Origin of the sequence: Geomobilimonas luticola (genome assembly GCF_018476905.1) — a bacterium.
In the GTDB taxonomy this organism is placed as follows: Bacteria; Desulfobacterota; Desulfuromonadia; order Geobacterales; family Geobacteraceae; genus Geomobilimonas; species Geomobilimonas luticola.
This window is the reverse complement of sequence record NZ_JAHCVK010000016.1, coordinates 1-26504: the sequence shown is the minus strand read 5'-3', so window position 1 is coordinate 26504 and position 26504 is coordinate 1. Positions and strand designations below refer to the sequence as shown.

The following is a 26504-nucleotide window of genomic DNA, read 5'->3' as shown; positions in this document are numbered from 1 at the left end:
TTTCACTTTTCACTTTTCACTTTTCACTTTTCACTTTTCACTTTTCACTTTTCACTTTTCACTTTTCACTTTTCACTGCTCACGCCGCCTTTTCCGCCGCAGCCTCTGCAAACAGCTCGTCGAATATCTCCTGCACCGTGGTGATCCGGTCCGCCTTCCAGGCGTTGGTGCCGCAGAAGACGAGGCCGGTTGCCACATCACCACGCTGGGCACGGTCGAGGGAATGAACGATGCAGAACCGCTCACCCGACTCCTTGTAGCTGCATTTCTTGAGGCAGCCGTTGGAGCAGGTGGTCGCCTTGATCTGGTCGTAAAGAATGATCTGTTCCTGGTTCCGGAGGATGGCCCGCCCCGGCAGGCCGGCCGGGCTCATGATGAGGCCGATGTCCTCCTTGCGACAGTCGAGATAGGCCTGTTTGAAGGAGTCGTCGGCATCGCACTCCACGGTCGGGACGAAGCGCGAGGCCATCTGCACCCCGTCGGCCCCCTGCTCCAGGGCATTGAGCAGATCAGCCCGGTCCCAGATGCCACCGGCCGCGATGACCGGCATGTCGAGCCCATACTCCTCGCGGAAGAACGCCTTGACACCGCGCACCGTGGCGTACTGGTCATACTCGCCGGTACCGATGTTTTCCATCTTTTCCCCCAGGTGTCCGCCGGCGGTGTCCGGGTCTTCCACCACCACCGCGTCGGGGAACCGCTTGTACACCTTGTCCCACTTCTTGGCGATGAGCTGGGCGGCCCGCACCGAGGAAACGATAGGTATCAGCGCCACGTCGGGGGCATGGGCGGTCAGACCCGGCAGGGTCATGGGAAGACCGGCGCCACAGATGATCACCTTGGCGCCACCTTCAATGGCGGCGGTCACCAGTTGTTCGAAATCGGCAAGCGCCACCATGACATTCACGCCGATCACCCCGTCGGGAGCGATGCTGTATGCCTTGGCAAGTTCGGCCTTGAACGCCTCGCTGTCAGCCTGCTCGTAATTTGTACCGTCGTAAAGACCGCTGTTGAGGGCAATGCCGGCGGACGCGACAATGCCGATCCCGCCGCACCTGGCAACGTGCCCCGCCAGGGAACCGGCGGAGATCCGTACCCCCATGCCACCCTGGATGAGCGGATATTTGACTTCATATTTTCCTATTTTCAAGGGTTTCACCATTGTTTCTCTCCTGGACGGCGAGAATTTGAACGCTATCACACTATCACCATACCAAAAACCTCCGCTATTATTTGTAATAGAAATGTAAAACCATTTTGCGCCTTGCAAATCCCCCGTTCCGGTGCTACACAGAAACCATGAAATGGCTCAAGAAAATCTTCGACCCCCTCATCGCCTTCATTGCCATTCAGATCATCTGGATACTGGTGGTGGTCTTCTGGATCCTCTGGTTCGTCGCGCGCCACAAGGAACTGCGAGAACTGGCCCGCCGCTATCATTCCGACCTTTCCGGCCCCGGCTTCAACTGGGCGGTCCTCACCGTGGGACTGGTGCTCCTGGTGATGATCCTTGCCGGCATCTACATCATCTTCATCTACTGGCGACGCCAGACCAAGCTCTACCGGGAACAGAAGGACGTCATCTCCCAGGTGACCCACGAGCTGAAATCCCCCCTGGCATCGATCCAGCTCCACCTGGAGACCATCAGGCTCCGCAAGCCGGCCCCGGACAAGCTGGAGCGTTTTCTCGACACCATGCTTGCCGATACGGACCGCCTCAACAACCTGATCAGCAACCTGCTCATGGCCGCCAAGCTGGAACAACGGCGCCGGCGCGCCCAGTATCCGGTAATCGACTTCTCCGCCTTCGTCGCCGCTTCCATGGAAGCCAAGCGGGCCAAGCTCCCGGAAGGAGGAAACCTGAGCCTCCAGATAGAGCCGGGGTTGCGGCTGGCAGCCGATGTGGAGGAGATGCAGACCGCCCTGCGTAATCTTTACGAGAATGCGGTTCTCTACAGCCCCGGTGCTCCGGACATCAGGGTGGAGTTGAAACGGACCGGACGCTCCTGCCAACTCACCTTCCAGGACAGGGGTATGGGGATCGACGCAGCCGACCTGAAACAGGTCTTCAGTATGTTTTACCGGGTCCGCCAGCCGGGGGAGAACATCCGCGGTACCGGCCTGGGGCTCCATATCGTCAAATCGGTGATAAACGAGCACGGTGGTAAGGTGCGGGTGGAAAGCGAAGGGCGCGGTAAGGGTTGTTCCTTCGTCATCACCCTCCCTCTGGCAACGTGAATATTTCTTAGGGGACATCCCTTTTCACGGGCACCCCAATCAAGAAACGAGGGTTACGAGTGTCGGAAGATAAGCCCCACATACTCCTCGTCGAAGACGAAATGCACCTGGCCCGGGGAATATGCTTCAACCTGGAGCAGGAAGGGTACCGGGTGAGCCACGTGGAGACCGGCGAGAAGGCACTGGAGCGGTTCAGCTACGACCGGTTCGCCCTCGTAATCCTGGACGTCATGCTGCCGGGTATGGACGGTTTTGCGGTCTGCCGGGAGATCCGTAAGGCCGATTCACGGGTACCGGTGCTGATCCTCACTGCCCGCTCCGAGGAGGGAGACCGGATAACCGGCCTGGCGAGCGGCGCCGACGACTACCTGACCAAGCCGTTCAACCTGAACGAGTTCCTGCTCCGGGTCCAAGGGATGCTCCGACGCTCCTCCTGGTACCGCCCCGAACCGGTGGAGGAGGGGTACCGCTTCGGCGACAACGAGGTGTTTCTTCTCTCCTACCATGCCCGGACCGCCCAGGGGGAGATCGACCTGACCGACCTGGAGGTGAAGATGCTCGCCCTCTTCTTCCAGAAGGAGGGGGAGGCGATCCCGCGCCGGACCCTGCTGGAGAGCGTCTGGGGATACAGCTCCGATACCGAGACCCGCACCCTGGACAACTTCATCGTCCGGCTCCGGAAGTACTTCGAACCCGACCCGGCCAACCCGGTCTATTTTCAAACCGTGCGAGGGGTGGGGTATCGGTTTAAACGGGGACCGGGGACCGGGGACCGGGACTCGTAATCCAGGATCAGGGACTCGGAACCCTAGACAAAGAAAGGCCGGGAGAGGCATATCTCCCGGCCTTTTGCCTTTACTGGTCCCAGATCCCGGGTCCCGTCATTCAATCGTTTCGCTTTTACAGATCGGATCCCGGCCTCTAAATGCCCGCTTTCTCCTTGATCGCATCCGCCTTGTCGGTCCGCTCCCAGGTAAATTCAGGCAGCTCGCGGCCGAAGTGGCCGTAAGCGGCGGTCTTGTGGTAGATGGGGCGGAGCAGGTCCAGCTGCTCGATGATGGCGCGGGGGCGGAGGTCGAACACCTCGCCGGCGATGGCGGCGATGCGGGCATCCTCAAGCTTGCCGGTGCCGAAGGTATTCACCATGACCGACACCGGCTCGGCTACGCCGATGGCGTAGGCCACCTGCACCTCGCACCGGTCGCACAGGCCGGCCGCCACCAGGTTCTTGGCCACGTAACGCCCCATGTAGGCAGCCGAACGGTCGACCTTTGAGGGGTCCTTGCCGGAGAAAGCACCACCGCCATGGCGCCCGGCACCACCGTAGGTGTCGACGATGATCTTGCGCCCAGTCAGGCCGCAGTCACCCATGGGACCACCTACCACGAAACGGCCGGTGGGATTGATGAGGAAGCGGGTCCGGTCGTCCATAAGCCCGGCCGGCACCACCTTTCGGATGACCTCCTCCACGATCCCCTCCTTTATGGCCTCGTAGGAGACCTCAGGGGTGTGCTGAGAGGAAATGACGATGGTATCCACCCGCACCGGCTGGTTGTCCACGTACTGTACGGAGACCTGGGACTTGGAGTCGGGGCGGAGGAAATCGAGAATCCCCCCCTTCCGCACGTCCGCCAGCCTCTTCACCAGCTTGTGGGAGAGGAGGATCGGCATCGGCATCAGCTCCTTGGTCTCGCGGCAGGCATAGCCAAACATGATCCCCTGGTCGCCAGCCCCCTGGTCCTTGAAGAGCCCTTCCCCTTCCGTCACCCCCTGGGAGATGTCGGGAGACTGCTTGTCGATGGAGGTGAGGACCGCGCAGGTCTCCCAGTCGAACCCCATGGCGGAGTCGTTGTAGCCGATCTCCTTGATGGTCTCCCGGACGATCTTCGGATAGTCGACGACGGCGGTGGTGGTGATCTCGCCGGCAATGACCGCCATCCCGGTGGTCACCATGGTCTCGCAGGCAACGCGGGCCTTGGGATCCTGGGCAAGTATGGCATCGAGAATGGAATCCGAAACCTGGTCGGCAACCTTGTCCGGGTGCCCCTCGGAAACCGATTCCGAACTGAAAATAAAATCCTTCATCTCCATGGATATAACCTCCTCTGCGCAATGCGGAAAAATCGTGAATTGGACTGTACTTTTTAGCACCGCGGTCGCAGATTTGTCAAGGAGGAAAAGGGGAAATGGGAACTGGTGGGAGCCATCGACACTGGGGGATATACGCTTCCCGCTTCATTTAACGGGAGAATTTCTTCAGGGCATCGAGACGGGCGCGGGTCATCCGCTCTCGTAGCCCCCCTTCCACCAGAAACGCCGCTTCCAGCTGTTTCAGCTGCCGATCCAGAAGGTAATTGGCCTGGTGAATCAGGCAGATGATGATGTTGGCAACAATTTCGGGGGGTCGGGATTCGATGAAAGGTTTATAGGTTTCATAAGACTCATGGGACGTAGAGGACTTATGAGCCTCATATGTTACATCGGTCCCATTGATCTTATTGCCCTTGTCTCTTCCAAGTCCTCTCACATACCTTGCCTCTTTGCCCTCCTTATCCCAGAGCGGCGCTCCCCTGGTTCGCAGAAAATCCCGGTAATCCGTCAGAAGCTCCTCCAGACTGGCCCGGGCCACGTTCGTCAGCTTGATCTCCATCTCCTTGGAGGTGCCAGAGGCCATGCTCCCCTCGACGATGTTCTGCTTGCCGGAACGGGCCGCCTGCACCATCTGGTCGCGGGTGCGGCTGCGCCGGTCGATGAACCGGTCGCAGAAATAGACCGTGGCATCGTAGACGATCTCCGCCTTCCGATAGGAGAGCAGGTTCTGGTAGCCGCCGTGGGGCGGGATGAAGCCTTCCGGCATGGGATGTTCCTTTAACAAAGGCTGGGACAAATAAGACCAATGGGACATATAATTTCCCCCATCTGCCCCATTACCAGCCAGTATCTAAGGCAGCGAACTCCAGTCGCAGCCCGGATTTGCAGAATAGGCATCATTGTCATAGACAACGCCGGCTCCCCACCACATCTGCTTTCCGCGTATGGTGTACATGGCCGGCCAGGTGTACGTGCCATCTTCGTCGGCCTGGTTTTTGACTGCAGTGCCCGGATACAGGTCTGCTCCCTCGATGATCGTCCAGGGGTCGGCTGGTTCAACGTCCACCCAATCCTCTAGGACGCTGTACCGGAAATCGTAGTCGGTCAGGATATAGCCGAGCCGCCGGAATTCTCCGCCGGCAAGGAACTCCGGTGAACTGAACGTAAAATCATTCGACGAAGCGGGGGTAGACACCGCAGTGGATGACGCCCTGTCAAAAATGTTGGCAATGGCGTGGCGATAGGGATCGAACAGATCGTTGTTGTCGGATAGAGCGATAGCTTCTGTGCTCCCGGCTGAATACCATTGGTTGTTAATGCAGATTTTATCGGCGTTGTTGAAGACATCTACGGGTGTAGGTTCGGAGATGTTTTAACTATTGAAGAAGAACCGTTTCCTAAGTACACTTAGGCGATGCTGCGGGCAGCGACGTCGCTGGTTGTTGTTGAAGAAGAACCGTTTCCTAAGTACACTCCGGGAAAGGACTAGGGGCATGGACGGGACGTTGTTGTTGAAGAAGAACCGTTTCCTAAGTACACTGGCAGTACACCTACATGTGTGTCATCTCGGTTGTTGTTGAAGAAGAACCGTTTCCTAAGTACACTGGCGGCGATCGGATTATCCCCAAGCACTGCGTTGTTGTTGAAGAAGAACCGTTTCCTAAGTACACTACTGCATTAGGCGCTCCTTCAGGTTGTTTGGTTGTTGTTGAAGAAGAACCGTTTCCTAAGTACACTTAATCTTTAAGCATACCACCGTCAAAGGCAGTTGTTGTTGAAGAAGAACCGTTTCCTAAGTACACTTAGCAGGACATTTTCCCGCAACGGGCGGGGGTTGTTGTTGAAGAAGAACCGTTTCCTAAGTACACTCTATCAAGTCAGAATACCAGAGACATATTGGTTGTTGTTGAAGAAGAACCGTTTCCTAAGTACACTTTCAGTTGAGCAACGTAACAGCCTATTTTGTTGTTGTTGAAGAAGAACCGTTTCCTAAGTACACTAGACCCCCTGGAACTACTTGAAAGTTCAGGGGGTCTAAGCTTTTGCAGCCTATCAAAACAAGAGTATTTGCTCCGGTTCAGGTTCAGGTTCTCGCCGTTTTTTCCCAAAATAGACTTCCATTTTTGCGAACTGCCGGTCAGTAACAGCAATCAGTCGTACTTCCCCTTTTGGCGGTAATGCCAGACTAACATATTTCCTGTGAATGGTACTCGCCTCTTCACTGGCACAATAACGCGCATAAACAGAAAATTGCAGCATCATAAATCCCCGTTTGATGAGCATCTGACGAAACTGAGTTGCCGCCCGCCTTTCCGCTTTTGTCAACACTGGTAAATCGAACATCGCCACCAGCCACATGGATTCGTACCCCGAAACTTCCCGGTTGTAGCGCTTTGTCATCGTCACCACTCCGGTAGATACAGCTTCTTTCGCTCCCCCGTATAAACACTCGCCAAAGAAGACGCAGACTTTGCCAACACGCTGAAAACCGAGCGAGACTCATCCTCAACTTCGATCAATCCGGTAAGGCTGGATATAATTGTACGTTTCACATCCTTACCCAACACAACGCCTTCACCTTCCTTAAATACGATTCTGGCAACGGTTTCGTCAACCAATGGCCGAAAAGGCTCCATTAGATCACTGGCAAGAGCAAATGGATCATAGCGATTATGATGATGTACCCCTAGAGCAGGATGGAGGCCGGCGCTGCAGATTGCACGTGCTGTCAATGCTCTTAGAACAGCATAGCCATAGTTAAGCAATCGGTTTTGGTCGTCCGCTTCACGGTTTCTTCGGAAATGTGGGTTATTGAAAACCTGCGGCCAATAGCGCTGAGCGGCCTGGGACTCATGATTACCCGTATCGCCTGAAGCAACACATGTTGCCAGACGTTGCAAGCCGTAATCATTGCCGGTCAACCGGTTGAGAACTCCCGCCTGGGCAGAGATTTTTGAACGAACTATTTGCTGCCAAAGCCTTTTCTGTACCGGTTGAGCAATTGCAGCCTGCTTACGGAAACGCTCGCCCTGAGTATAATGGGCATCTAGCGGCAACAACATCCCAGCAGGCTGGAACTTGCTGTCTGACACAACGACAATCCCCCCATTGGCCGCAACACCTGCCATGGCAGCGTTAGTCATGCTGACATGCGGGTTCGACAAAACCAGCGCAGCCACTTCGTTGAGCGGCACCATTGTTTTGCCAATTTCTTCGCCGCAGTCGATAACGAGATTGGCAAGACGGACATTGAGACTTACAACCGATTCCGAGATATCTATGATCTTGTCGTCAGTCATTGCCGTAGTAAACCTCACCAAGAGGACTGACTCTTACCTTGCGACACTTCAACTGTTTTCTGAGCGGATCTAGCAGGCTTGAATCTTGCCTTTCCGGTTTAGCCGAGTTAATCGGCGTGTACATAATTCGTGGATATTCCTTGCCATTGACTCTAGCAACGGAAATAACTTTGATAACAAATAGTTTCCGTTTGTCCTCGGCAGTTTGCAGTTCAATAATATCCCCACCTGCCAACGACATCTTAAACTTCCAGCTGTCATCCTTGCCGATACGATTGACAATCGGTTGTTTATTTTTCTGCCGTAGAAGTGCCTCGTAGCTATTCACAGTCCAGCCATCCCACTTGACCTTACCTTTATTATCAGTCACCTCAAAGATTTCAATGTGACTGTTGGAACCAGGACTAACATTTCGCTCACAGCCATTGTTGCCGACTGTAATTACTGTCTCAGCTTTACGAACGCGTACTTTCTTGACTGGAATTTGTCGCCCGGTCTTACTCAGCAAATATGGCAGATTTTCGGAGGTAGTGAAAGCTTTCAAAAGTTTCTGGTCATCGATTTTCTCAGGTTCGTAACCAAGCTCCCTCAAACGTGCAAGCACAGTCTCCCGTATCTTTTCGTCCACAATATTGACAAGATCTGTCTTCCGCAAGTTTCCGCCAAGCGTCCGGCGAATATGGACATACTTTTTCCCGTCATGTTCCTTTTCCCGGCTGTAGATGGTCTGCTCGTGGAAGGCAGTGTTCACCTTGTGAGACACCCGGTGGGAAACGGTCAAGCCATGAATTGACGCGGCAACATCGTTCATAAAATTTTGCCATGGGAAAAGCGGCTTCTCACGGCCAAACCAACGTTCACCACGCTCCTTTGCCCGTTTGGCAATATCGCTCAAGCTCTTGATCGTCTTAGGTTCGGTCAGTGCGATAGCAACGGCATCGACGGCGTGATGTCGATGATCGTCACGGCTTTTCTGACCGCCGTCGTTCAGAATGGTGTTAAGACGCCAGACATTGCGGATGTGGTGGGTAATTTGTCCCTTGCCTACCTGCACGCGGGTGCGCCCGGTAACATCAACCTTGCCTCCATAGAGCATGCCAACGTAATCCATAGCCAAGCGACTTGCGTAACGAGTGTCGTTCAACTGTGAATTCACGAACCCTTCAATGTCGGTTGTATCCTCCATCTTAAACCGCTCCAGTTTAATATCGCGGGTATCACTCTTCGGCCAGTGTTTTAGCCGTTCGATCATCTCGTCAACACCCGCCAATTGTGACGGCATCTTGTTTGCTTTGACTCTCCGGTTGTAGTCGGCATCGCAAAGGGTCTTGTTCAGGAATGAGTCGTCAAGACTGATGCTGAATGGGATTATATGCTCGATGTCGAACTTGGGATGAGTGCCGAAAAGGTCAGTTAACGTCATCGGCGCGCCTGTGTATGGGCAAAGAGCCGTAGGCCCTCCGCATTCCTGCCAAAGCAACACCTTTTCGATATCGCTACGGGTTGGATCGGCGATGTTACATTCCTTCAGGAGTTCAGCAGCAGCTTTCGCGCGGTGTGTTTCTTGATCCCGATTGCGCTTCCAGATTTCCCGCCGTTGTTCGTCGTTCTTTTTCATGTCGCGGGCTAACTCAATGCGCACAACCGCCGGTTTACCGTATCGCCTGACAATGGCATTGACCACCTTGCGCAGTTCCGTCAATGCCCGCTGCACCACAGGATTACGGATATCCTTGCGTAGTGCGCCATATGCCTGCAAGAGTGGCGGATAGGCGATCTTCTCGTTGTCCATTAGAGGCGGCAAAAGGTCGAGCGGCTCCGGTTGTAGTCTTTTGTAGCAAGCATGCACAATCGAATCGTGGAGATCGAATCCTTCCTGTAAATGCGGAAGCAGTTTCGTCAATGCCTTGCGGGAAAAATTGCAGTACCCCGGCTCAAGCTTGATCGCAGCTAGTTTTTTAGCTATTTTCTCATCAAGACCAAGCTCTGTAATCGAACGCTGCATGGGGGCTGGTGAATCTTTTGACTTCAAATAATCGGCGACAAGTCGATGTTGCAGCTCAGACGACAACTGCTGCCAGCGGTCGCCCAGGATTTCGATGAACTTCGCCGCCGTCCGGTTGCCGACAAAACGAGTTTCTCCTCCTTCCCCCATATTGAACCGGAAGCGATTGGTTAGCCCGAGTAGCTCCTTTGCCCTGGTCATGGTCAGGCCCGCCTCCCGGTCCAGCACACTGGCAAGAATATCGTACTGTTCCGGTGCCATTCTGTATGGTTCACCGCCGTCGGGAGGAATGATTCTGGTATCGTTGAGCTTTTGCAGGTATCGGAACCGTTGGGCGTCCAGTAAAGCCCACGCAGCCCGTTTCTCCCCTTGCTCCAGGGTGCAGTCGCCAACAAGGTGAGACTGATCCTTAAGCGACCTTTGCCAAAATACGCCATAAACATCATAGAGAAGATTCTGCCGAAATGAGGGAGTTAGGATTTCCGGATAATGCTGAGCTTGGGAATTCCAGAGAAGATCAAATTCCTGCTCGTACATTGCACGAAGCGTATAAAGTCCGCGGATTTTCCGGTCAACCGATTCGAACGGATTGTATCTGGCAAAATACTCGCCCATTGTACGGGCTGAAACTTTTGCCATTTCTTCCTGCAGTCCCTTGGCAGCCTTTTCTATCGTGTTCGGATCATTGTCCGCATCATCTTTGCCTTTGATGTTCTTGCGGGCACTCTTGAATCCACGTCGTTGGGCTAACTGATAAAAGGTGCGACCGATTTCATACAGTTCCAGTTTTTCGTCCAGACCGCGTGCCCGAAGGAAATACGGTAGATTATGATGCACGGCGATCTTGACCAGCGCCGCATCCATCCCTTCTGCAATGAGCTTTCGCTCCCACGTTTCGCGAAGGTCTGCATCAAGCTTCTTGACAATCCGGTCACGCTCGGATGATCGGTTCGGATCGCCCGGCAACAGACCTGCCTCCTGAAGCAGGCGGAAAGCGCGTCTGAGCCGCTGACCATCGCGAAACACTCCCCGTCGTAGCATGCGTGCCTCACGCCGGGCTTTTGCATGGGATTCTGTTCTCCCCTGCTCTATACTTCCTGCAACTCCTGCCTCAAAAATACGGACGCCGGTTTTTTCAATACCAACCGGCACAAAGCGCTCACCAACTAACTCTGCCTTGAGTAGAGCCCAACCAATGGAGTTTGTTCCGATATCTAACCCAAGAATTAATTGTTCCGTATGCATAAATATAAATCCTCCTTGACAAAATTCCGTCTTAAGGTTAAATGAAGCACAGTGTACTTAGGAAACGGTTGTTCCTCTTACAACAATAAGAACGGAACTTCCGTTGCGCCGGCTACGCTCCCTGAGAGCGCCCGTCCAAAACGCCTCGCTGAAAAGCGGGGCGTTTTATTTTTTGCTACAATTCAACCCTCTCGTCTATCAAAGCAAAAAGCCGCTCCATCAGTAAACGTACTGACAAAGCGGCTTTATGAACCTCAGTCCACACATCAGTGCAGCCCTCCCGGTAATTGCACAACAAATATTAATCTACATACACCCGCCAAAGGCGCAGAGTCAAGGGATTAAACCCTTCTACAAGCAATTGGCAGCAAGCACAAAACAGCCAAGCCATCGAGCGCGATACGCCAGCAAGTTCACATTCAATGTTGCAGACAACACGTTATGTTCGTCCTATATGTCAAATATTATTGTGGGATTATCTAGAGGGGATGTGAAAGACTGGAGAGGATAACGGCAGAAACCGTCTCAGTCGAAACTATCCGCATAATGTGCGGCAATCTCGCTCTGGAGGAATGAGAGGACTTCCTGGGCGGTGGAGAAGGTGAGGGCGCGGGCGACGAGCTGCTCCGCTTCTGCTTTGTTGCAGCGGCGGAGGATCTTCTTGACCCGGGGGATGGAGATGGCGTTCATAGAGAGCTCGTCGAAGCCGAGCCCCAAGAGGATGGGGAGGAATTCGGGTTCGCCGGCCATCTCGCCGCAGATGCAAGCGTCGATGCCGGCGGCGTGGGCCGCGTCGACCACCATCTTGAGGGAGCGGAGGACTGCCGGGTGGAGCGGCTCGTAGAGGTCGGAGAGATGCTCGTTGGTACGGTCGATGGCGAGTGAGTACTGGATGAGGTCGTTGGTGCCGACGCTGAAGAAATCCACTTCCCGGGCCAGGAGGTCGGCGATGATGACGGCGGAGGGGATCTCGATCATGATGCCGATCTCGATCGCCTCGTCGAACGCCGTCCCTTCCCGCCGGAGTTCGGCCTTGGCCTCCTCCAGGAGTGCCTTGACCGTCCGTATCTCCGCCACCCCGGAGATCATGGGGAAAAACATCCGGACCTTTCCCAGGGCACTGGCCCGGAGGATAGCCCGCAGCTGTACCGTGAAGATGTCGGGGCGGCGCAGGGACAGGCGGATCGCCCGGACCCCGAGGGCCGGATTCAGCTCGTCCGCAAGGTTAAGGTCGGCGACGAACTTGTCCCCTCCCACGTCCAGGGTGCGAATGGTGACCGGATGGGGGGCCATGGCCCTGACCATGGTGGCATAGGCGTTGTACTGGGTTTCTTCGTCGGGGGGAACGGGGCAGTTGAAAAAGAGGATCTCGGTCCGGTAGAGGCCGACCCCCTCGCCGCCATGTCCCTTGAGGGAGGGAATCTCCTCGGGGAACTCCACGTTTCCCTTGAGCTGCATCCGGAAACCGTCGGTGGTTTCGGCGGGGAGGTCCCGGTACTTCTGCAGCTCACGTTCCAGGTATTCGTAGTGCTGCTTGCGCTTCAGGTAGTCCCGGAAGGTTTCCTGGTCGGGATTGATCACCACGATGCCGGTGGTACCGTCGATGATGATGGTATCGCCGGTCGCCAGTTCGCCGGTTATCCGCTCCAGCCCCACCACCGCCGGTATCTCCAGGGCCCGGGCCAGGATGGCGGAGTGGGATGTTTTCCCCCCCAGGTCGGTGACGAACCCGATGACACTTTCCTTGTCGATCTGGAGGATGTCGGCGGGGGAGAGGTCGTGGGCGGCGATGATCGTCTTCCCCTCCACGGTGACATCGGTGAGGGATTCCTGGTCCTGGCCCACCATGTGGCGCAGGACCCGCTCCACGACGATTTCCACGTCGCCGCTCCGTTCGCGGAGATACTCGTCCTCGATCCCGGCGAAGAACTCCTTGAACCTGGCGAGGGTCCGCTTCAGGGCCGCCTCGGCGTTGACCAGTTCCTGCTCGATGAACGCAACAGTTTCCCGGGTCAGCATGCTGTCGTCCAGGATCAGCAGGTGGGTGTCGAGCACGTAGAGGTGCTCCGGCCCGCGCCGGGCGGCAAGATCGTCCTTGACCTGGAGGAGTTCATCCTTCGCCTTGGCCAGGGCAGCCTTGAAGCGCGCGATCTCCGCGGGAACCTCTCCGGCGGTGATCCGTTCCTCGATAACCACCACCCGGCTCCGGTCCGTAATCCTGACCTGGCCGATGGTGATGCCGGGGGACGCACCGATCCCCTGCAGAAGCCGGTTGTTACTCTTCGCCGAACCCATTCCTGATCAGCTCTCCCAGGGTTGCCATGGCGAGGGTCTCGTCTTCCCCCTCCACCGTCACCCGGATGGTGGTCCCCTTGGCCGCGGCGAGCATCATGATCCCCATGATGCTTTTGCCGTTGACCGACACCCCTTCCCGCTCGATCTTGATCTCCGACGTGAACTGGCTGGCGGTTTTCACCAGCAGGGCCGACGCCCGGGCATGGAGCCCCAGCTTGTTGACTATGACAAAGTCTTCTGCGAGCATGATTCCTGTTCCCTATTTCTTCAGATAGTCGCCGGCCACGAGAATGCTCTGGCGGCCCGATTCCTTGAGGGTTTCCGCCAGTGCGGCCACCTCCTGCTTCGAACGGTCGGTGGCAAACTTGATCACCATGGGGAGGTTGACCCCCGTCACGACTTCCACCCGGTTGTCCTCCAGGAAGGAGAGGCTCATGTTGGACGGTGTGCCGCCGAACATATCGGTCATGACGATCACCCCTTCGCCCCCCACCTTGCCGATTGCACCCGTAATGGCATCCCGGATGGTTTCCACCGGATCACTGGCGTTGATGCAGACCGCCTCGGCACGCTCTATCTTTCCCATGATTATCTCGGCAGCCGCCAGCAGTTCGCGGGCCAGCCCCGCATGGGTAACCAGTACCAGTCCAGTCATCGTATCATCCCTTTTCCACGTCACGGTGGGTTATTTTTGTCTGTACATTCCTGCCATTGAAGTAAACACGCAGCTGTTCGGTGATCACGACGGAACGATGCCGTCCCCCCGTGCAGCCGATGGAGATGGTAAGGTACGACTTCCCCTCCTGCCGGTAGGCGGGGAGGAGGAAATCGAGCATATCCTGCAGCTTTGCGAGAAAGGTCGTGGTTGCCGGTTTTTCCATGACAAAACCGCGGACCTGCGGATCGGTCCCGGGGAACGGCTTCAGCTCCGGGACAAAGTGCGGGTTGGGGAGAAAGCGGACGTCGAACACCAGGTCCGATTCCAGGGGTATCCCGTACCGGTAGCCGAAGGACTGGAGGTGGACCGTCATGCCGGCTGGCCCTTCCTCCCCCTTGAGACGGGCGCTGACCAGTTCCTTGAGCTGGTGGACGTTCAGCTCCGAGGTGTCGATCACCAGGGTCGCCAGCCGGCGAAGCCCGGCAAGGAGTTCCCGCTCCAGATGTATTCCCTCGGGGACCGAACCACCGCTCTCCTGGACGGGATGCCGTCGGCGGGTCTCGGAAAAACGGCGGACCAGCACTTCGTCGGTGGCGTCGAAGAAGATGATCTCCACCGTATGCCCCGCATCCCTGATCTGCTGAAAAACCTGCTCGTACCCTTCCAGGAAGTCGCGCCCCCGGATGTCCATAACCAGCGCCACGTCCCGCACCTTGTCCTTCGACTTGTCCACCAGTTCCACGAAGGTGGGGAAGAGGGTGATGGGGAGGTTGTCGAGGCAGAAGAACCCTTCGTCCTCCAGGACCCTTACCGCCGTTGATTTGCCGGAGCCGGAGAGGCCGGTGATGATGACGATTCGCACGCTATTCCACCTCGTCGCCCAAGGGACGTACTTCCATGCGCGCCAGGAGCTTTTCCTGGAACTCCCGCGCCGAATGGTACCCCATCCCCTTGAGGAGGTGGTTGCGCGCCGCCACCTCGATGATGGAGGTAAGGTTGCGCCCCGGCCGGACCGGTATTTTCAGGTGGGGAAGATCGACGCCGAGGATGGTGTAGCGCTGGTCGTCGATGCCGAGCCGGTCGTACTCCTGGGTCGAATCCCACTCCAGAAGTTCGATCACCATGTCGATGATCTTCTTCTCGCGGATGGAGGAGACGCCGTACAGGTCCTTGATGTTGATGATGCCGAGGCCGCGGATCTCCATGAGGTGCTGGATCGCGGCGCCGGCCTGGCCCGCCAGAGCAGCGGGGACCTTCTTTTTGATATAGACCACGTCGTCGGCTACCAGCCGGTGCCCCCTGATGACCAGGTCGAGGGCGCACTCGCTCTTGCCGATTCCGCTTTTTCCCAGTAGCAGCACCCCCACCCCCAGCACGTCCACGAGGACCCCATGGATGTTGGTGGTGGGAAGGAGCCGTTCTTCGAGAAACTTGGTGATGAGGGAGATGAAAGTTGAAGACTGTAATGACGTGCCGAGCAGCGGGATACCGGACTTTTCCGCTTCCAGCTTGAGGAACCAGGGGGGGTCGAGCCCCTTGGTGACGATGAAGCAGGATACGGGGAACGAGCAGAGGTTGGCGATGAAGCGGATCGCCTGGTCCTCGGGGAGCTGCTCAAGATAGGAAATTTCCGTATTCCCCAGTACCTGGAGACGGTCCGGATGCAGGTGCTCGGTGTAACCGGTGAGGGCAAGGCCCGGTTTCTGGATGCGGGAGCTGTGGAGCCGATGGGAAAGTCCCGTTTCGCCGGCGAGGAGAGTCAGGTCAAGGCCGTACTCCCGGTCCTCCAGCATATCCTGGATGGAAAGGCTGATAGTATTCACTGGCGGCTGTCCTGCTCCTGGATGATCTGGTGAATCGCGACGGCGTCGGCCGCGTCCATAAGCCTGCGGCGGATGCCCGGGTCCTTGAGGAGCCGGGAAATCCGCGCAAGCATTTTGAGGTGAATGCCAACGGCGTCCTGGGGTGCGATGAGCATGAAGAACAGGCGAACCGGCCGGCCGTCCAGGGCACTGAATTCCACGCCGCTCCTGCTGCGGCCGAATGCCAGCACCAGTTCCCGCGCCTGCTTCAGCTTGCCATGGGGAACGGCAATGCCGTCGCCAATACCGGTGCTCCCCAGTCGCTCCCGTTCCTGCAGGACCCGGACAAGCTCGTCCCTCTCCAGGCCGGGATGGCGCTCGGCAACCTGGCTGGCGAGTTCCACCAGGACATCACTCTTGGTGGTGGCTACGAGCTCGGCAATGATGTCAGCCGGCTGTAGCAGGGAGCTCAGTTCCAATGGCACCGGGGCTTAACCCTTGGTCGGCTCGATAAGACCGTAGTTACCGTCCTTGCGGCGGTAAATCACGCTGATATCCTCGGTCCCGGCGTCGGTAAACACGAGGAAATCCTTGTGGAGAAGGTCCATCTGCATGACTGCCTCTTCAACCGACATCGGCTTGATGGAGAACGTGTTGGACTTTATGACAACAGGTTCCTGACGTTGATCGATACTCTCCGCCGCGACCACGGTCTTCCGTACCTGCCGGTCCCGGCTGTCACTGGCCGCCGGCTTGTGCTCCTTGATCCGCTCCTTGTAACGGCGCAGCTGCCGCTCGATCTTGTCCACAACTGCATCGATGGCGGCGTACATGTCGTTGGTCTCCTCGGCCGCCTTGATGGTGATCCCCTTGGCGGTAATGGTGACTTCCGCCGAGTGCCGGATCTTTTCAACGGTCAGGAATACCTGGGCCACTATCGGCTCGTCGATATATTTTTTCACCCGGTCCAGTTTTTCTTCTGCGTAGCTTTTCAGGGCATCGCTCGGTTCCATGTGCCTGAATGTGGTTGCAATCTGCATAACAGCCTCCTTGTGATGTGTTCCGTGGTACGCGTCCCGTGGCACGTTTTTCTTCAGGAGAACATCCAAGCGTCCCCTGAAATGCGCACCCCGAAACTAAAATAGTCTTTTTCGTTCCGACGATGATCCGATGCGGAGCATTTCCCGGTATTTAGTGACCGTACGGCGTGCGATATTGATGTTGTGGGCCGCAAGGAGTTCGGCCAGACGCTGGTCGCTGTGCGGCTTGCGGGGGTCTTCGGCCTCGACGATCTCCTTGATCCTGTTCTTCACGCTTTCCGATGCGATGAAATCCCCTTCGCCCGTGGAAATGCCGCTGTTGAAGAAATATTTCAGCTCGAACAGCCCCTGGGGGGTCTGCATGTACTTGTTGGTGGTAACACGGCTGATGGTGGACTCGTGCATGCCGATGTCCTCGGCCACGTCCCGCAGCACCAGCGGCTTGAGGTATTCGATCCCCCGGTCGAGGAAATCGCGCTGGAATTTGACGATGCTTTTGGCCACCTTGTAAATGGTCCGCTGACGCTGATGGATGCTCTTGATGAGCCACATGGCCGAACGCATCTTGTCATTGACGTACTCTTCGGCATGGGCATCGAGCTGCTTCCCCGCCTTGCCGTCGGTCACGTAGAGCGGGTTGATGCGCAGGTTGGGCAGCCCGTCGTCATTGAGCATCACCACATACTCATCGCCGTTCTTGTGGACGAAAATATCGGCCGAGATGTACTGGATCTCTTCCTGTCCATAGACCCGACCCGGTTTCGGGTCGAGGGTGGCGATGAAGCCGGCCGTGGCGAGGATGTCTTCCACCTCCACCCCGCAGGCCCGTGCTATCTGCTTGTATTTTCGCAGTTCCAGGTCTTTCAGGTGGTCCCGGAGGATCACCTCCGCCAGACTCCCCCCCATGCCGAGCTGCTGCACCTGGAGGAGCAGACACTCCCGCAGGTCCCGGGCGCCGACACCGGGAGGGTCGAAATCCTGTAACCGGCAGAGCACCGTTTCCACTAAAGGCTCATCCACTTGGCAGGCAGCCGCCACGTCGCCCAGGGAGGCACGGAAGTAACCGTCTTCATCGATGTTGCCGATAATCTCAGCCCCGACGCGGACGTCCTGTTCCCCCATGCGGGTAAGGTTGAGCTGCCACATGAGGTGGTCGAACAGCGTCCCCTTCTTGGTCAGTATGTTCTCGTAGGAGGGGCGGTCGTCATCATCGTCGTAGTACTGTTCGCCGGCACTGTAGTTGTACCCCTCCAGATAACTGTCCCAGTCCATCTCCCGCAGGGTTTCCTCCCCCGCCTTGACTTCCTGGAACTCCTCCTCTTTGGACTGGGGCTGATCTTCCTTCTCCGCAAGGGCCAGCTGTTCGGCCTCCCGGGACTCTTCCATCTCCAGCACTTCATCGAGGACAGGGTTCTCTTCCAGTTCCTGGCGCACCACGTCCTGCAGTTCCAGCCGGGAAAGCTGGAGCAGTTTGATGGCCTGCTGCAGCTGGGGTGTCATCACCAGCTGCTGGGACATCTTCAACTGTTGGCGCATCTCAATGGCCATAAAACCCGACGTACCTCTGACTGAATTTATACTTCAAAATGCGAAACTCACAATCCGGCAAGGATCAAAGCCTGAATTTCTCCCCCAGATAAATCTCCCGCGCCTTCTTGCTCGAGGCGATCTGTTCCGGGTTGCCGCATTCCAGAACTTCACCTTCGTTGAGGATATACGCCTTGTCGCACACGCCAAGGGTCTCCCGCACATTGTGGTCCGAGATGAGTATCCCCATCCCCTTCCCCTTGAGATCGGTGATGACGTTCTGGATGTCGATCACCGCCAGGGGGTCGATGCCGGCAAAAGGTTCATCGAGCAGGATGAACAGCGGGTCGGTGGCCAGTGCCCGGGCGATTTCCACCCGGCGGCGCTCTCCGCCGGAAAGGGAATATCCCTTGCTCCTGGCGATGTGGGTTATGCGAAACTCCGCCAGAAGCTCATCCGCACGCTCCCGCCGCTGCCGCAGGTCCATGTCCCTGGTTTCCAGCACCGCCAGCAGGTTATCCTCGACAGTAAGCTTGCGGAATACCGAAGGTTCCTGGGGAAGATAGCTGATCCCCCTGCGGGCCCGTTGGTACATGGGGAGGTCCGTTATCGCCGCACCGTTGAGAAATACCTGGCCGCTGTCCGGGCGGCAGAGTCCGACCACCATGTAAAACGTCGTGGTCTTGCCGGCGCCGTTGGGGCCGAGAAGCCCCACAACCTCACCCGTGGCGACCTCCAGGTCGACACTGTTCACCACAGTCCGCGCACGGTAGCTCTTGCGCAACCCCTGGGTGGAAAGACTCTGACTAAGGCTTTGCGCCGGCATTCTGCCCTTTCCCCTTGGGTTTTATGGTTGCCTCGACGCGGCCGTCCTTGCCACCGACCACCACGCTCCGCTGTTCATCGACGAAGTAGGTAATCACCTCGCCGGTGACGGTGTCTTCCCCCTGAAAAACCCTCGGTCGGCCGCCATCCAGTGTGATCTTGGCTCCACGTCGCTCGTACACGGCGTGTTCCGCCTCGCCACGACGGTTTTCCTGGACGATGCGCACGTTGCCGAAGGCCTCGACCCGGTCCACCTCCTTGTCCTTTTCGGCGTAATACACCACCAGCCGGTCAGAATAGATGGTGAGGTCACCCTGGCGGGCCACGACCTTGCCGGAAAAGGTTGCGGTCCCGGTGGTACTGTCGGTAAGCAACTCGTTCGACTTGATATTGATCGGCTGGTCGTTCCGCCTGATCGCACTGTCGCCCGCAGCAAACACGCCGGCTGACATGACCAGACAGAAGAGAACCGCCACCATTCCCGTGCGCATCACTTTCCTGCCCCGCTCCTTATGCTTGCCGTCACGTCGCGGAGAACCTTCAGATTCCGCGTGCCGGTCACCATCTCCATCCCTACCCCTTCCAGGGTCATGTTCTTGTCCGCATACCGGATACGGTCCGGGGTACGGAGCAGGCCGGAGGCCGCCACGTAATCCGCCGTGGCGGAGGAAAACTCCATTCCACTGGCACTTTTCGCCTTCACCCGCCCGGCCAGCTTCACATCCCTGCTCTTGTTGTCGTAGTCGGCCCGATCGGCGGTCAGGGTGATGTCGCCGGTCTGCTGGTCCCCCGTTACGACCATGCGAATACCCGTAAGATGGGTCGTGTCACGCACCTTGTCGTACTCCGCCTTGTCGGCGACGAGGTCCCATTTCTTGACGCCGTCCCTGGTCTCGGTGAAGTGGATTTTCTGCAGAGAAACATCTACGTTTCCGGGCAGCCCTGGAGGCACCGGCAGCTGACGTTTATCCGAGGAAACCTTCAGGGCGATGGTGGTCACAAGGGATACACCGGCTAAAACGATGATCACGGCAAGCAACAGCCTGATTTTATTCATACAAATCACACTCTCGGGCGAAGTATACCATCTCGGCAAAGGGGTGTAAAGCGCTTTGTGGCGGGCATCTGAAGAATTGGCACAAAGATTGAAGAAGGGAAAATTCGCTGATGGAGGGAACAGGATTCTGCCGGAAGGGAAACGCTGTCGGAAGGGGAACGCAGGTCAGCCGAAATAACGGGCGGTGACCGACTCCCATGCCCCCTGCTGCTTGAGGATGAGATCGCAGATCTCCCGCACGGCACCCCAGCCACCGCGATTGCGCGCCACGAAATGGGCGTAGGGAAACACATCCTCCACCGCATCCGCGGGGGCGGCGGCAAAACCGACCCGGCGCATGACCGGGATGTCGATGATATCGTCACCCATGAACGCCACCTGCTCGTCGGCAAGGCCTGTGTCGTCCAGGATCCTCAGGTAGGGGGTGAGCTTGTCGAGGGACTTCTGGAAAACCCGGTCGATGCCGAGTTCGACAGCCCGGTTGGTAACCACGATGGACTCGCGCCCCGAGATGATCCCCACCTCGATGCCGGCACGCTGCAGCATCTTGATGCCATGGCCGTCCTTGACGTTGAAGAACTTGGATTCCACGCCATTGGAATCGAAGATGATGCGGCCATCGGTCATCACCCCGTCAATGTCGAGGAGCAGCAGTTTTATCTTCTTCAGGCGTTCTTCCAAAGCCAGTTTCCTTTCTCAAGGAACGTGATTTTTTCGTCAGGTCAAGGCGTCCGAGGAGCGAGGCGCGAGGCGTACTGAAGGTACGTTGAGCGACACGCGACGAAGGGGAACGCAGAGATGGCGAAAAAGGCGCGTTCCCCCTCCTAAGCGATGCCTGCCTTGAGGAGGTCATGCAGATGCACCACCCCCACCGGCCGCGGGTCATCATCCGCATCGAAGACGAACAGGGAGGTAATGGAAAATTCCTCCATCTGCTGCAGCGCCTTGGCAGCCAGTTCGCCCCGCCTGATCCGCTTGGGGTTGCGGCTCATGAGACGGTCGGCCGGCTGGTTGATGATATCCATCCCCTTCTCCAGGGCACGGCGCAGATCACCGTCGGTAATGACCCCCACGAGGCCGCCGTTGGCGTCGGTAACGCCGGTAATCCCCAGCCCCTTGGCGGTGATGACGAAGAGGGCTTCCCGCATGGGGGTGCCTTCCCGCACCAGCGGCGTGGCGTCGCCGGCATGCATCAGCTCTTCAACCGTCAGGATCAGCTTCTTCCCGAGGGCACCGCCGGGATGGAAGAGGGCGAAGTCCTCTGCCTTGAACCCCCTTTCCAGCAGGAGCGCCACGGCCAGCGCGTCCCCCATGGCAAGGGTGGCGGTAGTTGAGGCGGTGGGTGCCAGCCCCAGCGGACAGGCCTCCTCCTTCACCGAGATGTCGAGGAAGACATCCCCCGCTTTCGCCAGAGTGGAGGCGGCATTGCCGGACATGGAAACGAGTGAGGCACCGAGGCGCTTGATGACGGGGAGGATGCGGACCACTTCCTCGGTCTCGCCGCTGTTGGAAATGGCGATCACCACGTCACCCTTCATGATCATCCCCAGGTCGCCGTGAATCCCCTCCGCCGGGTGGAGAAAAAAGGCCGGCGTACCGGTGGACGCCATGGTAGAGGCGATCTTCTGGCCGACCAGCCCCGATTTTCCCATGCCGGTCACCACCACCCTCCCCCGGGAATCGAGGATCAGCCGCACCGCCCGTTCGAACTCGCCGTTGATGGTCTCGGCCAGGGCAAGGAGCGCCTCCGCCTCGATCCGGATGACTTTTTTCGCTTCTTCGAGAATCATTGAAACCCCGTGACCGGGGACCGGGGACCGGGGACCGGTAAAAAGCAAAAAAGCCTTTGCTGGTCCCGGGTCCCGAATCCCGGATCCCTATTTTACGATGGCGTCGATAGCCTTCAGCTTCTTCAACAACAACGGCAGGTCATCCAGCTTGATGGAGTTGGGTCCGTCGCAGAGCGCCTTTTCCGGGTCCTCGTGGACCTCCATGAAGATGCCGTCGATGCCGGTGGCCACCGCGGCCCGGGAGAGGTACTCCACGAACTCCCGCTGACCGCCGGAGGAGCCCCCCTGGCCGCCGGGGAGCTGGACGCTGTGGGTGGCGTCGAACACCACCGGATAGCCGGTCGAGCGCATGATCGGGATGCTCCGCATGTCCGAAACCAGGTTGTTGTAGCCGAAAGAGACCCCCCGCTCGGTCAGGATGATCTTGTCGTTGCCGGTGGATGCGGCCTTTCCCACCACGTTCGGCATGTCCCACGGGGCGAGGAACTGCCCCTTCTTGATGTTGACCACCCGGCCGGTGGCGGCAACCGCCACCACCAGGTCGGTCTGGCGACAGAGGAAGGCCGGGATCTGGATGATATCGAGCACCTCGGCGGCAGGTGCGACCTGTTCGATGGAGTGGATGTCGGAAATGACCGGCACCCCGAGGGCTTCCTTGACCTTGGCCAGGATCGCCAGCCCCTCCTTTATGCCAGGGCCGCGGTAGGAAGTGACCGACGTGCGGTTTGCCTTGTCGTAGGATGCCTTGAAGATGAGGGGGATAGATACGCCGTTGCAGATGGTCATGAGCCGCTCGGCGGCACGCAGGGTCGCCGCCTCGCTCTCCATGACGCAGGGCCCGGCGATGAGCACAAGCGGCCGGTCGCCGCCGATCTTCACATTGCCGACAACTATTTCTTTTACCATGGGAACTCCTTACCCTTCACCCTGCACGTCACTTCTTGCTGTTTGCCAGCGCCGCACCGATGAAGTCACGGAACAGGGGATGGGGATTGAGGGGACGGGACTTGAATTCCGGATGGAACTGGCAGCCGAGGAACCAGGGGTGATCGGGAATCTCCACGATCTCGACCAGGTCGCCGTCCTTGTAAATGCCCGACAGCACCAGACCGCAGGCGACCAACCGCTCCCGGTAGGCGTTGTTGAATTCATAGCGGTGACGGTGGCGTTCGGATATCTCGGTGGCGCCGTAAGCCTTCTGGGCAAAGGTCCCCTTGGTGAGGGTGCAGGGGTAGGCGCCGAGCCGCATGGTCCCCCCCTTGCGGGAAACCCCCTTCTGCTCCTCCATGAGGTGGATCACCGGATGGGCGCAGTCGTGCTTGAACTCGCTGGAAAAGGCATCGTCAAGCTTGCAGACGTTGCGGGCATACTCCACCACCGCCATCTGCATGCCGAGGCAGATGCCGAAGAAGGGGATCTTGCGGGTGCGGGCGAATTCGATCGCCTTGATCTTCCCCTCCGTCCCCCGTTCGCCGAAGCCGCCGGGGACCAGGATACCGTCCGCATCGTCCAGCAGGCCGTCCACCCCTTCCTTTTCGATCCGTTCCGAATCCAGGTACGAGAGAACGACCCGGCAGTTGTTGCCGATGCCGCCGTGGGTGAGGGCCTCGGCCAGTGACTTGTACGACTCGGTGAGATTCACGTATTTGCCGACGATGGCGATCCGTACCTCCCCCTTGCCTGGATTGGTGAGCTTCTCCACGACCGCCTGCCAGGGGGTGAGGTCCGGAGCCTTGGTCCAGATATTGAGCTTCTCCACCACCTGGTCGTCGAGCCCTTCCCGGTTGAGGGCGAGGGGGACGGCATAGATGTGCTCGGCGTCTGCCGAGGTGATGACTGCCTTCTCCTCAACGTTGCAGAAAAGGGCGATCTTCGCCTTCATGTCGTGGGGAAGCTCCCGCTCGCAGCGGCAGATCAGGATGTCGGGCTGGATGCCGATCTCCCGCAGTTCCTTGACCGAGTGCTGGGTCGGCTTGGTCTTCATTTCGCCGGCGGTGCGGATATAGGGGACGAGGGTGACGTGGAGGTAGAGGACATTCCCCACTCCCCGGTCGGCCTTGAACTGGCGGATCGCCTCCAGGAAAGGGAGGGATTCTATGTCGCCCACCGTACCCCCGACCTCCACGATGGCCACGTCAGCCCCCTTGGCATTGTCGAGAATCTTGGTCTTGATCTCATCGGTGATATGGGGGATCACCTGCACGGTCCCCCCCAGGTAGTCTCCCCGCCGCTCCTTCTCGATGACCGAGAAATAGACCTGGCCGGTGGTGAAGTTGCTCTTCTTGCTGAGCCGGGCAGTGGTGTAGCGCTCGTAGTGCCCCAGGTCCAGGTCGGTCTCGGCGCCATCGTCGGTGACGAATACCTCGCCGTGCTGGAAGGGGGACATGGTGCCGGGATCGACGTTGATGTAGGGATCGAGCTTCTGCAGGGTGACCCGCAGCCCCCGCGCTTCGAGAAGCGCCCCGAGGGAAGCGGCCGCAAGCCCCTTGCCGATGGACGAGACCACCCCGCCGGTGATAAAGATGAATTTGGTCTTCACGTATAAACCTCCAAAAATCAGGCAAAGGTAGAGGTAAAGGTAAAGAAAGAGAAAACCGAGAACATTTCCTCTACCTCTACCTTTACCGCTACCTGTTTTTCAGCTTTTCCAATACCTTGTCCAGATCACAGGGGGTATCCACGCCGATGGACTCGTGCTCGGTGGGGATCACCTTGATCCGGTAACCGTTCTCCAGGACCCGCAGCTGCTCCAGCTTCTCCGCCAGCTCCAGGTAGGTCGGTGACATCTGGGCATACTGGAGAAGGAACTCCCGCCGGTAGACATAGAGCCCCACGTGCTTGTAGCAGAGGAGCTTGCCGGAGGCGAAAGCCTCGTCCTTCAGATCGTTCCACTTGTCGCGGAAATTGGGGAGGGGAGACCGGGAAAAATAGAGGGCGTAATCCTCCCAGTCGGTGACGACCTTCACCACATTGGGGCTCAGGAAGTCATGGAGGTACTTGATCCTGCTCTTGAGGGTCCCCATGGGGATCGAGGGATCCCTGGTCAGGGGCTCGATCGCCTCGTCGATCATGGCCGGCTCGATGAGCGGCTCGTCACCCTGGACGTTGACGATGATGTCCGAGTCGAGCCGGGCCGCCACCTCCGCCAGCCGGTCGGTGCCGGTCTCGTGGTCGCGGGAGGTCATCTCGACGCGGCCGCCGAACGCACGGACGGCCGATGCGATGCGCTCGTCGTCAGTCGCCACCAACACCTCGGAAACCAGGCCGGCACGAGCGGTCCGCTCATAGACATGCTGCACCATCGGCTTGCCGACGATATCGGCGAGGGCCTTGCCTTCAAAACGGGTCGATGCGTAACGGGCGGGGATCACGGCGGTGATCTTCATGGGACAGGGGGACCTTCCTTCGTGGAGTAGTGTCCCTCCTGACAGCAGGTGGCGGGACGTAGTACGTTACCCCAAAAGGTCGGGACGTGTCAAGGAAGGAAATCCGAACCGGGACCGACCGGAGTGCTTGTCAACCGGAACGACGGCAGGATGACGTCCGGTCGATTCCGGCCAGCCAGTGAAGGAGTGTTATGGCGGCGTCGGCAGTTTCGCCGGCCACTGCGGAGCGTTTCATGGCGCCCAGATTCATGATGACGTGGGAACCGATGTCGACGGCAGACGACCGGAAATACTCCCCCGGTGACCCGGTTCCCCGCCGGTCCCTGTCGAAGCACCCCTTGACCAGGGAAACAATCCCCCTGGCAGCCAGGGCGCCATCCTCGCCGGACGATTCATCAAGATCATCCAGCAACGGCGCCAGGGCATCGGGGTCGCCGATCCTGCCGAGCGCTTCCATTACCGGCTCAGCAAGGACAGCGTCATGCCGGCGGAGAAGCAGGGGACAGGTAGCCCGCCGGTCCCCTATCTTTCCCAGCGCCACCACCGCAGCGTGCTGCAGCCAGAAGTGGTCGACAAAAAGCTCCAGAAGCGGCTCCACAGCCCTGGCATCGCCGATCTTGCCGAGGGACTCGGCCGCACCATGCCGGACGTTGACATCCGGGTCCCGCAACGCCGAGATCAACGGTTCGACCGCCGCACGGCTGCCGATGTCACCGAGCATGACCGTACTGAAATTCCGCACTTCCTCGTCTGCATCCTTAAGCAACTTGACCAGCCGCGGGACCGCCGCCTCTCCGAACGCCACCAGCACCTCCATGGCGGCGTTCCTGATGTCCGCATCGGCATCGTTCCGTACCGCCCGCTCGAGGACCGGCGCAATGCACTCAATACCCCTGCGGAGAACCAAAGCGACTGCCTGGGGTCTGAACAACGGGTCGGCATTGCTGATGAACAAGAGGAGGGATTCAATTTCCCTTGCTGACCGTAGCTTGGCCAGGGGTGCATTCCGGACGCGTATCTCTGGCATTCCGTGCCTTTCCTTACCGCATTGTCACCGTCAGCTCCCTTCCCCCCAAAGAAGATGGCAGGGTGGGGGGAGAACGCTCTTGACGTCACATCTATCCGCCTGAACAGAACAGAACTACTTGACCTTGAACTCAGCCACCATGCCGGCCAGGTCGACCGCCTGCTGGGAAAGATTCTGGGCCGAACGGGAGAGCTGTTCCACCGAGGCCAGGTTTTCCCG

Annotated in this window: 26 protein-coding genes and 1 CRISPR repeat array; of the genes, 2 read left to right on the top strand and 24 right to left on the bottom strand. The window is 58.1% G+C overall.

What is annotated here, in order from left to right; all coding sequences use genetic code 11:
* Positions 1-79: 79 nt before the first annotated feature.
* Positions 80-1162 (bottom strand): NAD(P)H-dependent flavin oxidoreductase, encoded by a 1083-nt coding sequence (locus KI810_RS16865; RefSeq protein ID WP_214176741.1) that lies wholly within the window; start codon positions 1160-1162, stop codon positions 80-82.
* Between the two features lie 137 nt (positions 1163-1299).
* On the opposite strand from KI810_RS16865, the gene KI810_RS16860 reads away from it, so the two are divergent.
* Both KI810_RS16860 and KI810_RS16855 read left to right on the top strand, forming a co-directional pair.
* Entirely contained in the window at positions 1300-2238 is a 939-nt protein-coding gene (locus KI810_RS16860) for a sensor histidine kinase (protein WP_214176740.1), read from the top strand.
* A gap of 59 nt (positions 2239-2297) precedes the next feature.
* The gene (locus KI810_RS16855; protein WP_214176739.1) at positions 2298-3023 is read left to right on the top strand and encodes a response regulator transcription factor; all 726 of its coding nucleotides are present in this window, start codon (positions 2298-2300) and stop codon (positions 3021-3023) included.
* 136 nt (positions 3024-3159) lie between these two features.
* Here the strand turns inward: KI810_RS16855 and metK are convergent, their stop codons facing one another.
* The 23 genes from metK to KI810_RS16740 form a co-directional block, all read right to left on the bottom strand.
* The gene (metK, locus tag KI810_RS16850) at positions 3160-4329 is read right to left on the bottom strand and encodes a methionine adenosyltransferase (protein ID WP_214176738.1); all 1170 of its coding nucleotides are present in this window, start codon (positions 4327-4329) and stop codon (positions 3160-3162) included.
* 148 nt (positions 4330-4477) lie between these two features.
* Complete coding sequence (locus tag KI810_RS16845; RefSeq protein WP_214176737.1) at positions 4478-5095, bottom strand: four helix bundle suffix domain-containing protein; 618 nt, start codon at positions 5093-5095, stop codon at positions 4478-4480.
* Between the two features lie 84 nt (positions 5096-5179).
* Positions 5180-5524: a hypothetical protein gene (locus KI810_RS16840; RefSeq protein ID WP_214176736.1), complete on the bottom strand. Its 345-nt coding sequence runs from the start codon at positions 5522-5524 to the stop codon at positions 5180-5182.
* A 177-nt stretch (positions 5525-5701) separates the two neighbouring features.
* Positions 5702-6329: a CRISPR direct-repeat array (repeat unit 36 nt; unit sequence GTTGTTGTTGAAGAAGAACCGTTTCCTAAGTACACT).
* Positions 6330-6381: 52 nt separating this feature from the next.
* Complete coding sequence (gene cas2 / locus KI810_RS16835) at positions 6382-6729, bottom strand: CRISPR-associated endonuclease Cas2 (protein WP_214176735.1); 348 nt, start codon at positions 6727-6729, stop codon at positions 6382-6384.
* 2 nt (positions 6730-6731) lie between these two features.
* Positions 6732-7628, bottom strand: a complete 897-nt coding sequence (cas1, locus tag KI810_RS16830; protein WP_214176734.1) for a type II CRISPR-associated endonuclease Cas1 — start codon at positions 7626-7628, stop codon at positions 6732-6734.
* Positions 7621-10878 carry a type II CRISPR RNA-guided endonuclease Cas9 gene (gene cas9, locus KI810_RS16825; protein ID WP_214176733.1) on the bottom strand — a complete coding sequence of 1086 codons (3258 nt, stop codon included), beginning with the start codon at positions 10876-10878 and terminating at the stop codon, positions 7621-7623. The genes cas1 and cas9 overlap by 8 nt, the downstream gene beginning before the upstream one ends.
* 525 nt (positions 10879-11403) lie before the next feature.
* The gene (ptsP, locus tag KI810_RS16820) at positions 11404-13173 is read right to left on the bottom strand and encodes a phosphoenolpyruvate--protein phosphotransferase (RefSeq protein ID WP_214176732.1); all 1770 of its coding nucleotides are present in this window, start codon (positions 13171-13173) and stop codon (positions 11404-11406) included.
* Positions 13154-13420 carry an HPr family phosphocarrier protein gene (locus KI810_RS16815; protein ID WP_214176731.1) on the bottom strand — a complete coding sequence of 89 codons (267 nt, stop codon included), beginning with the start codon at positions 13418-13420 and terminating at the stop codon, positions 13154-13156. Before KI810_RS16815 ends, ptsP begins: the two co-directional genes overlap by 20 nt.
* A gap of 12 nt (positions 13421-13432) precedes the next feature.
* The gene (locus KI810_RS16810; protein ID WP_214176730.1) at positions 13433-13828 is read right to left on the bottom strand and encodes a PTS sugar transporter subunit IIA; all 396 of its coding nucleotides are present in this window, start codon (positions 13826-13828) and stop codon (positions 13433-13435) included.
* 4 nt (positions 13829-13832) lie between these two features.
* Positions 13833-14693, bottom strand: coding sequence for an RNase adapter RapZ (gene rapZ, locus KI810_RS16805; RefSeq protein WP_214176729.1), 861 nt, complete (start codon positions 14691-14693; stop codon positions 13833-13835).
* Position 14694: 1 nt separating this feature from the next.
* On the bottom strand, positions 14695-15654 hold the full coding sequence (gene hprK, locus KI810_RS16800; RefSeq protein WP_214176728.1) for an HPr(Ser) kinase/phosphatase: 960 nt from the start codon (positions 15652-15654) through the stop codon (positions 14695-14697).
* Positions 15651-16118 carry a PTS sugar transporter subunit IIA gene (locus KI810_RS16795; RefSeq protein WP_425513908.1) on the bottom strand — a complete coding sequence of 156 codons (468 nt, stop codon included), beginning with the start codon at positions 16116-16118 and terminating at the stop codon, positions 15651-15653. Before KI810_RS16795 ends, hprK begins: the two co-directional genes overlap by 4 nt.
* Positions 16119-16124: 6 nt before the next feature.
* The gene (gene hpf / locus KI810_RS16790) at positions 16125-16673 is read right to left on the bottom strand and encodes a ribosome hibernation-promoting factor, HPF/YfiA family (protein WP_214176727.1); all 549 of its coding nucleotides are present in this window, start codon (positions 16671-16673) and stop codon (positions 16125-16127) included.
* A gap of 96 nt (positions 16674-16769) precedes the next feature.
* Positions 16770-18221 (bottom strand): RNA polymerase factor sigma-54, encoded by a 1452-nt coding sequence (gene rpoN, locus KI810_RS16785; protein WP_214176726.1) that lies wholly within the window; start codon positions 18219-18221, stop codon positions 16770-16772.
* 64 nt (positions 18222-18285) lie between these two features.
* Complete coding sequence (gene lptB, locus KI810_RS16780) at positions 18286-19026, bottom strand: LPS export ABC transporter ATP-binding protein (protein ID WP_214176725.1); 741 nt, start codon at positions 19024-19026, stop codon at positions 18286-18288.
* On the bottom strand, positions 19007-19516 hold the full coding sequence (gene lptA, locus KI810_RS16775) for a lipopolysaccharide transport periplasmic protein LptA (RefSeq protein ID WP_214176724.1): 510 nt from the start codon (positions 19514-19516) through the stop codon (positions 19007-19009). Before lptA ends, lptB begins: the two co-directional genes overlap by 20 nt.
* Positions 19516-20082 carry an LPS export ABC transporter periplasmic protein LptC gene (lptC, locus tag KI810_RS16770; RefSeq protein ID WP_246525789.1) on the bottom strand — a complete coding sequence of 189 codons (567 nt, stop codon included), beginning with the start codon at positions 20080-20082 and terminating at the stop codon, positions 19516-19518. Before lptC ends, lptA begins: the two co-directional genes overlap by 1 nt.
* Before the next feature lie 165 nt (positions 20083-20247).
* Positions 20248-20763, bottom strand: coding sequence for a KdsC family phosphatase (locus tag KI810_RS16765; protein WP_214176722.1), 516 nt, complete (start codon positions 20761-20763; stop codon positions 20248-20250).
* Positions 20764-20906: 143 nt separating this feature from the next.
* The gene (locus KI810_RS16760) at positions 20907-21872 is read right to left on the bottom strand and encodes a KpsF/GutQ family sugar-phosphate isomerase (RefSeq protein WP_214176721.1); all 966 of its coding nucleotides are present in this window, start codon (positions 21870-21872) and stop codon (positions 20907-20909) included.
* A gap of 87 nt (positions 21873-21959) precedes the next feature.
* Positions 21960-22778 (bottom strand): 3-deoxy-8-phosphooctulonate synthase, encoded by an 819-nt coding sequence (gene kdsA, locus KI810_RS16755; protein ID WP_214176720.1) that lies wholly within the window; start codon positions 22776-22778, stop codon positions 21960-21962.
* A gap of 28 nt (positions 22779-22806) precedes the next feature.
* The gene (gene pyrG, locus KI810_RS16750) at positions 22807-24411 is read right to left on the bottom strand and encodes a CTP synthase (RefSeq protein WP_214176719.1); all 1605 of its coding nucleotides are present in this window, start codon (positions 24409-24411) and stop codon (positions 22807-22809) included.
* An 88-nt stretch (positions 24412-24499) separates the two neighbouring features.
* The gene (gene kdsB / locus KI810_RS16745) at positions 24500-25258 is read right to left on the bottom strand and encodes a 3-deoxy-manno-octulosonate cytidylyltransferase (protein WP_214176718.1); all 759 of its coding nucleotides are present in this window, start codon (positions 25256-25258) and stop codon (positions 24500-24502) included.
* A gap of 130 nt (positions 25259-25388) precedes the next feature.
* Entirely contained in the window at positions 25389-26285 is an 897-nt protein-coding gene (locus tag KI810_RS16740; RefSeq protein ID WP_214176717.1) for a HEAT repeat domain-containing protein, read from the bottom strand.
* Between the last annotated feature and the right edge of the window lie 219 nt (positions 26286-26504).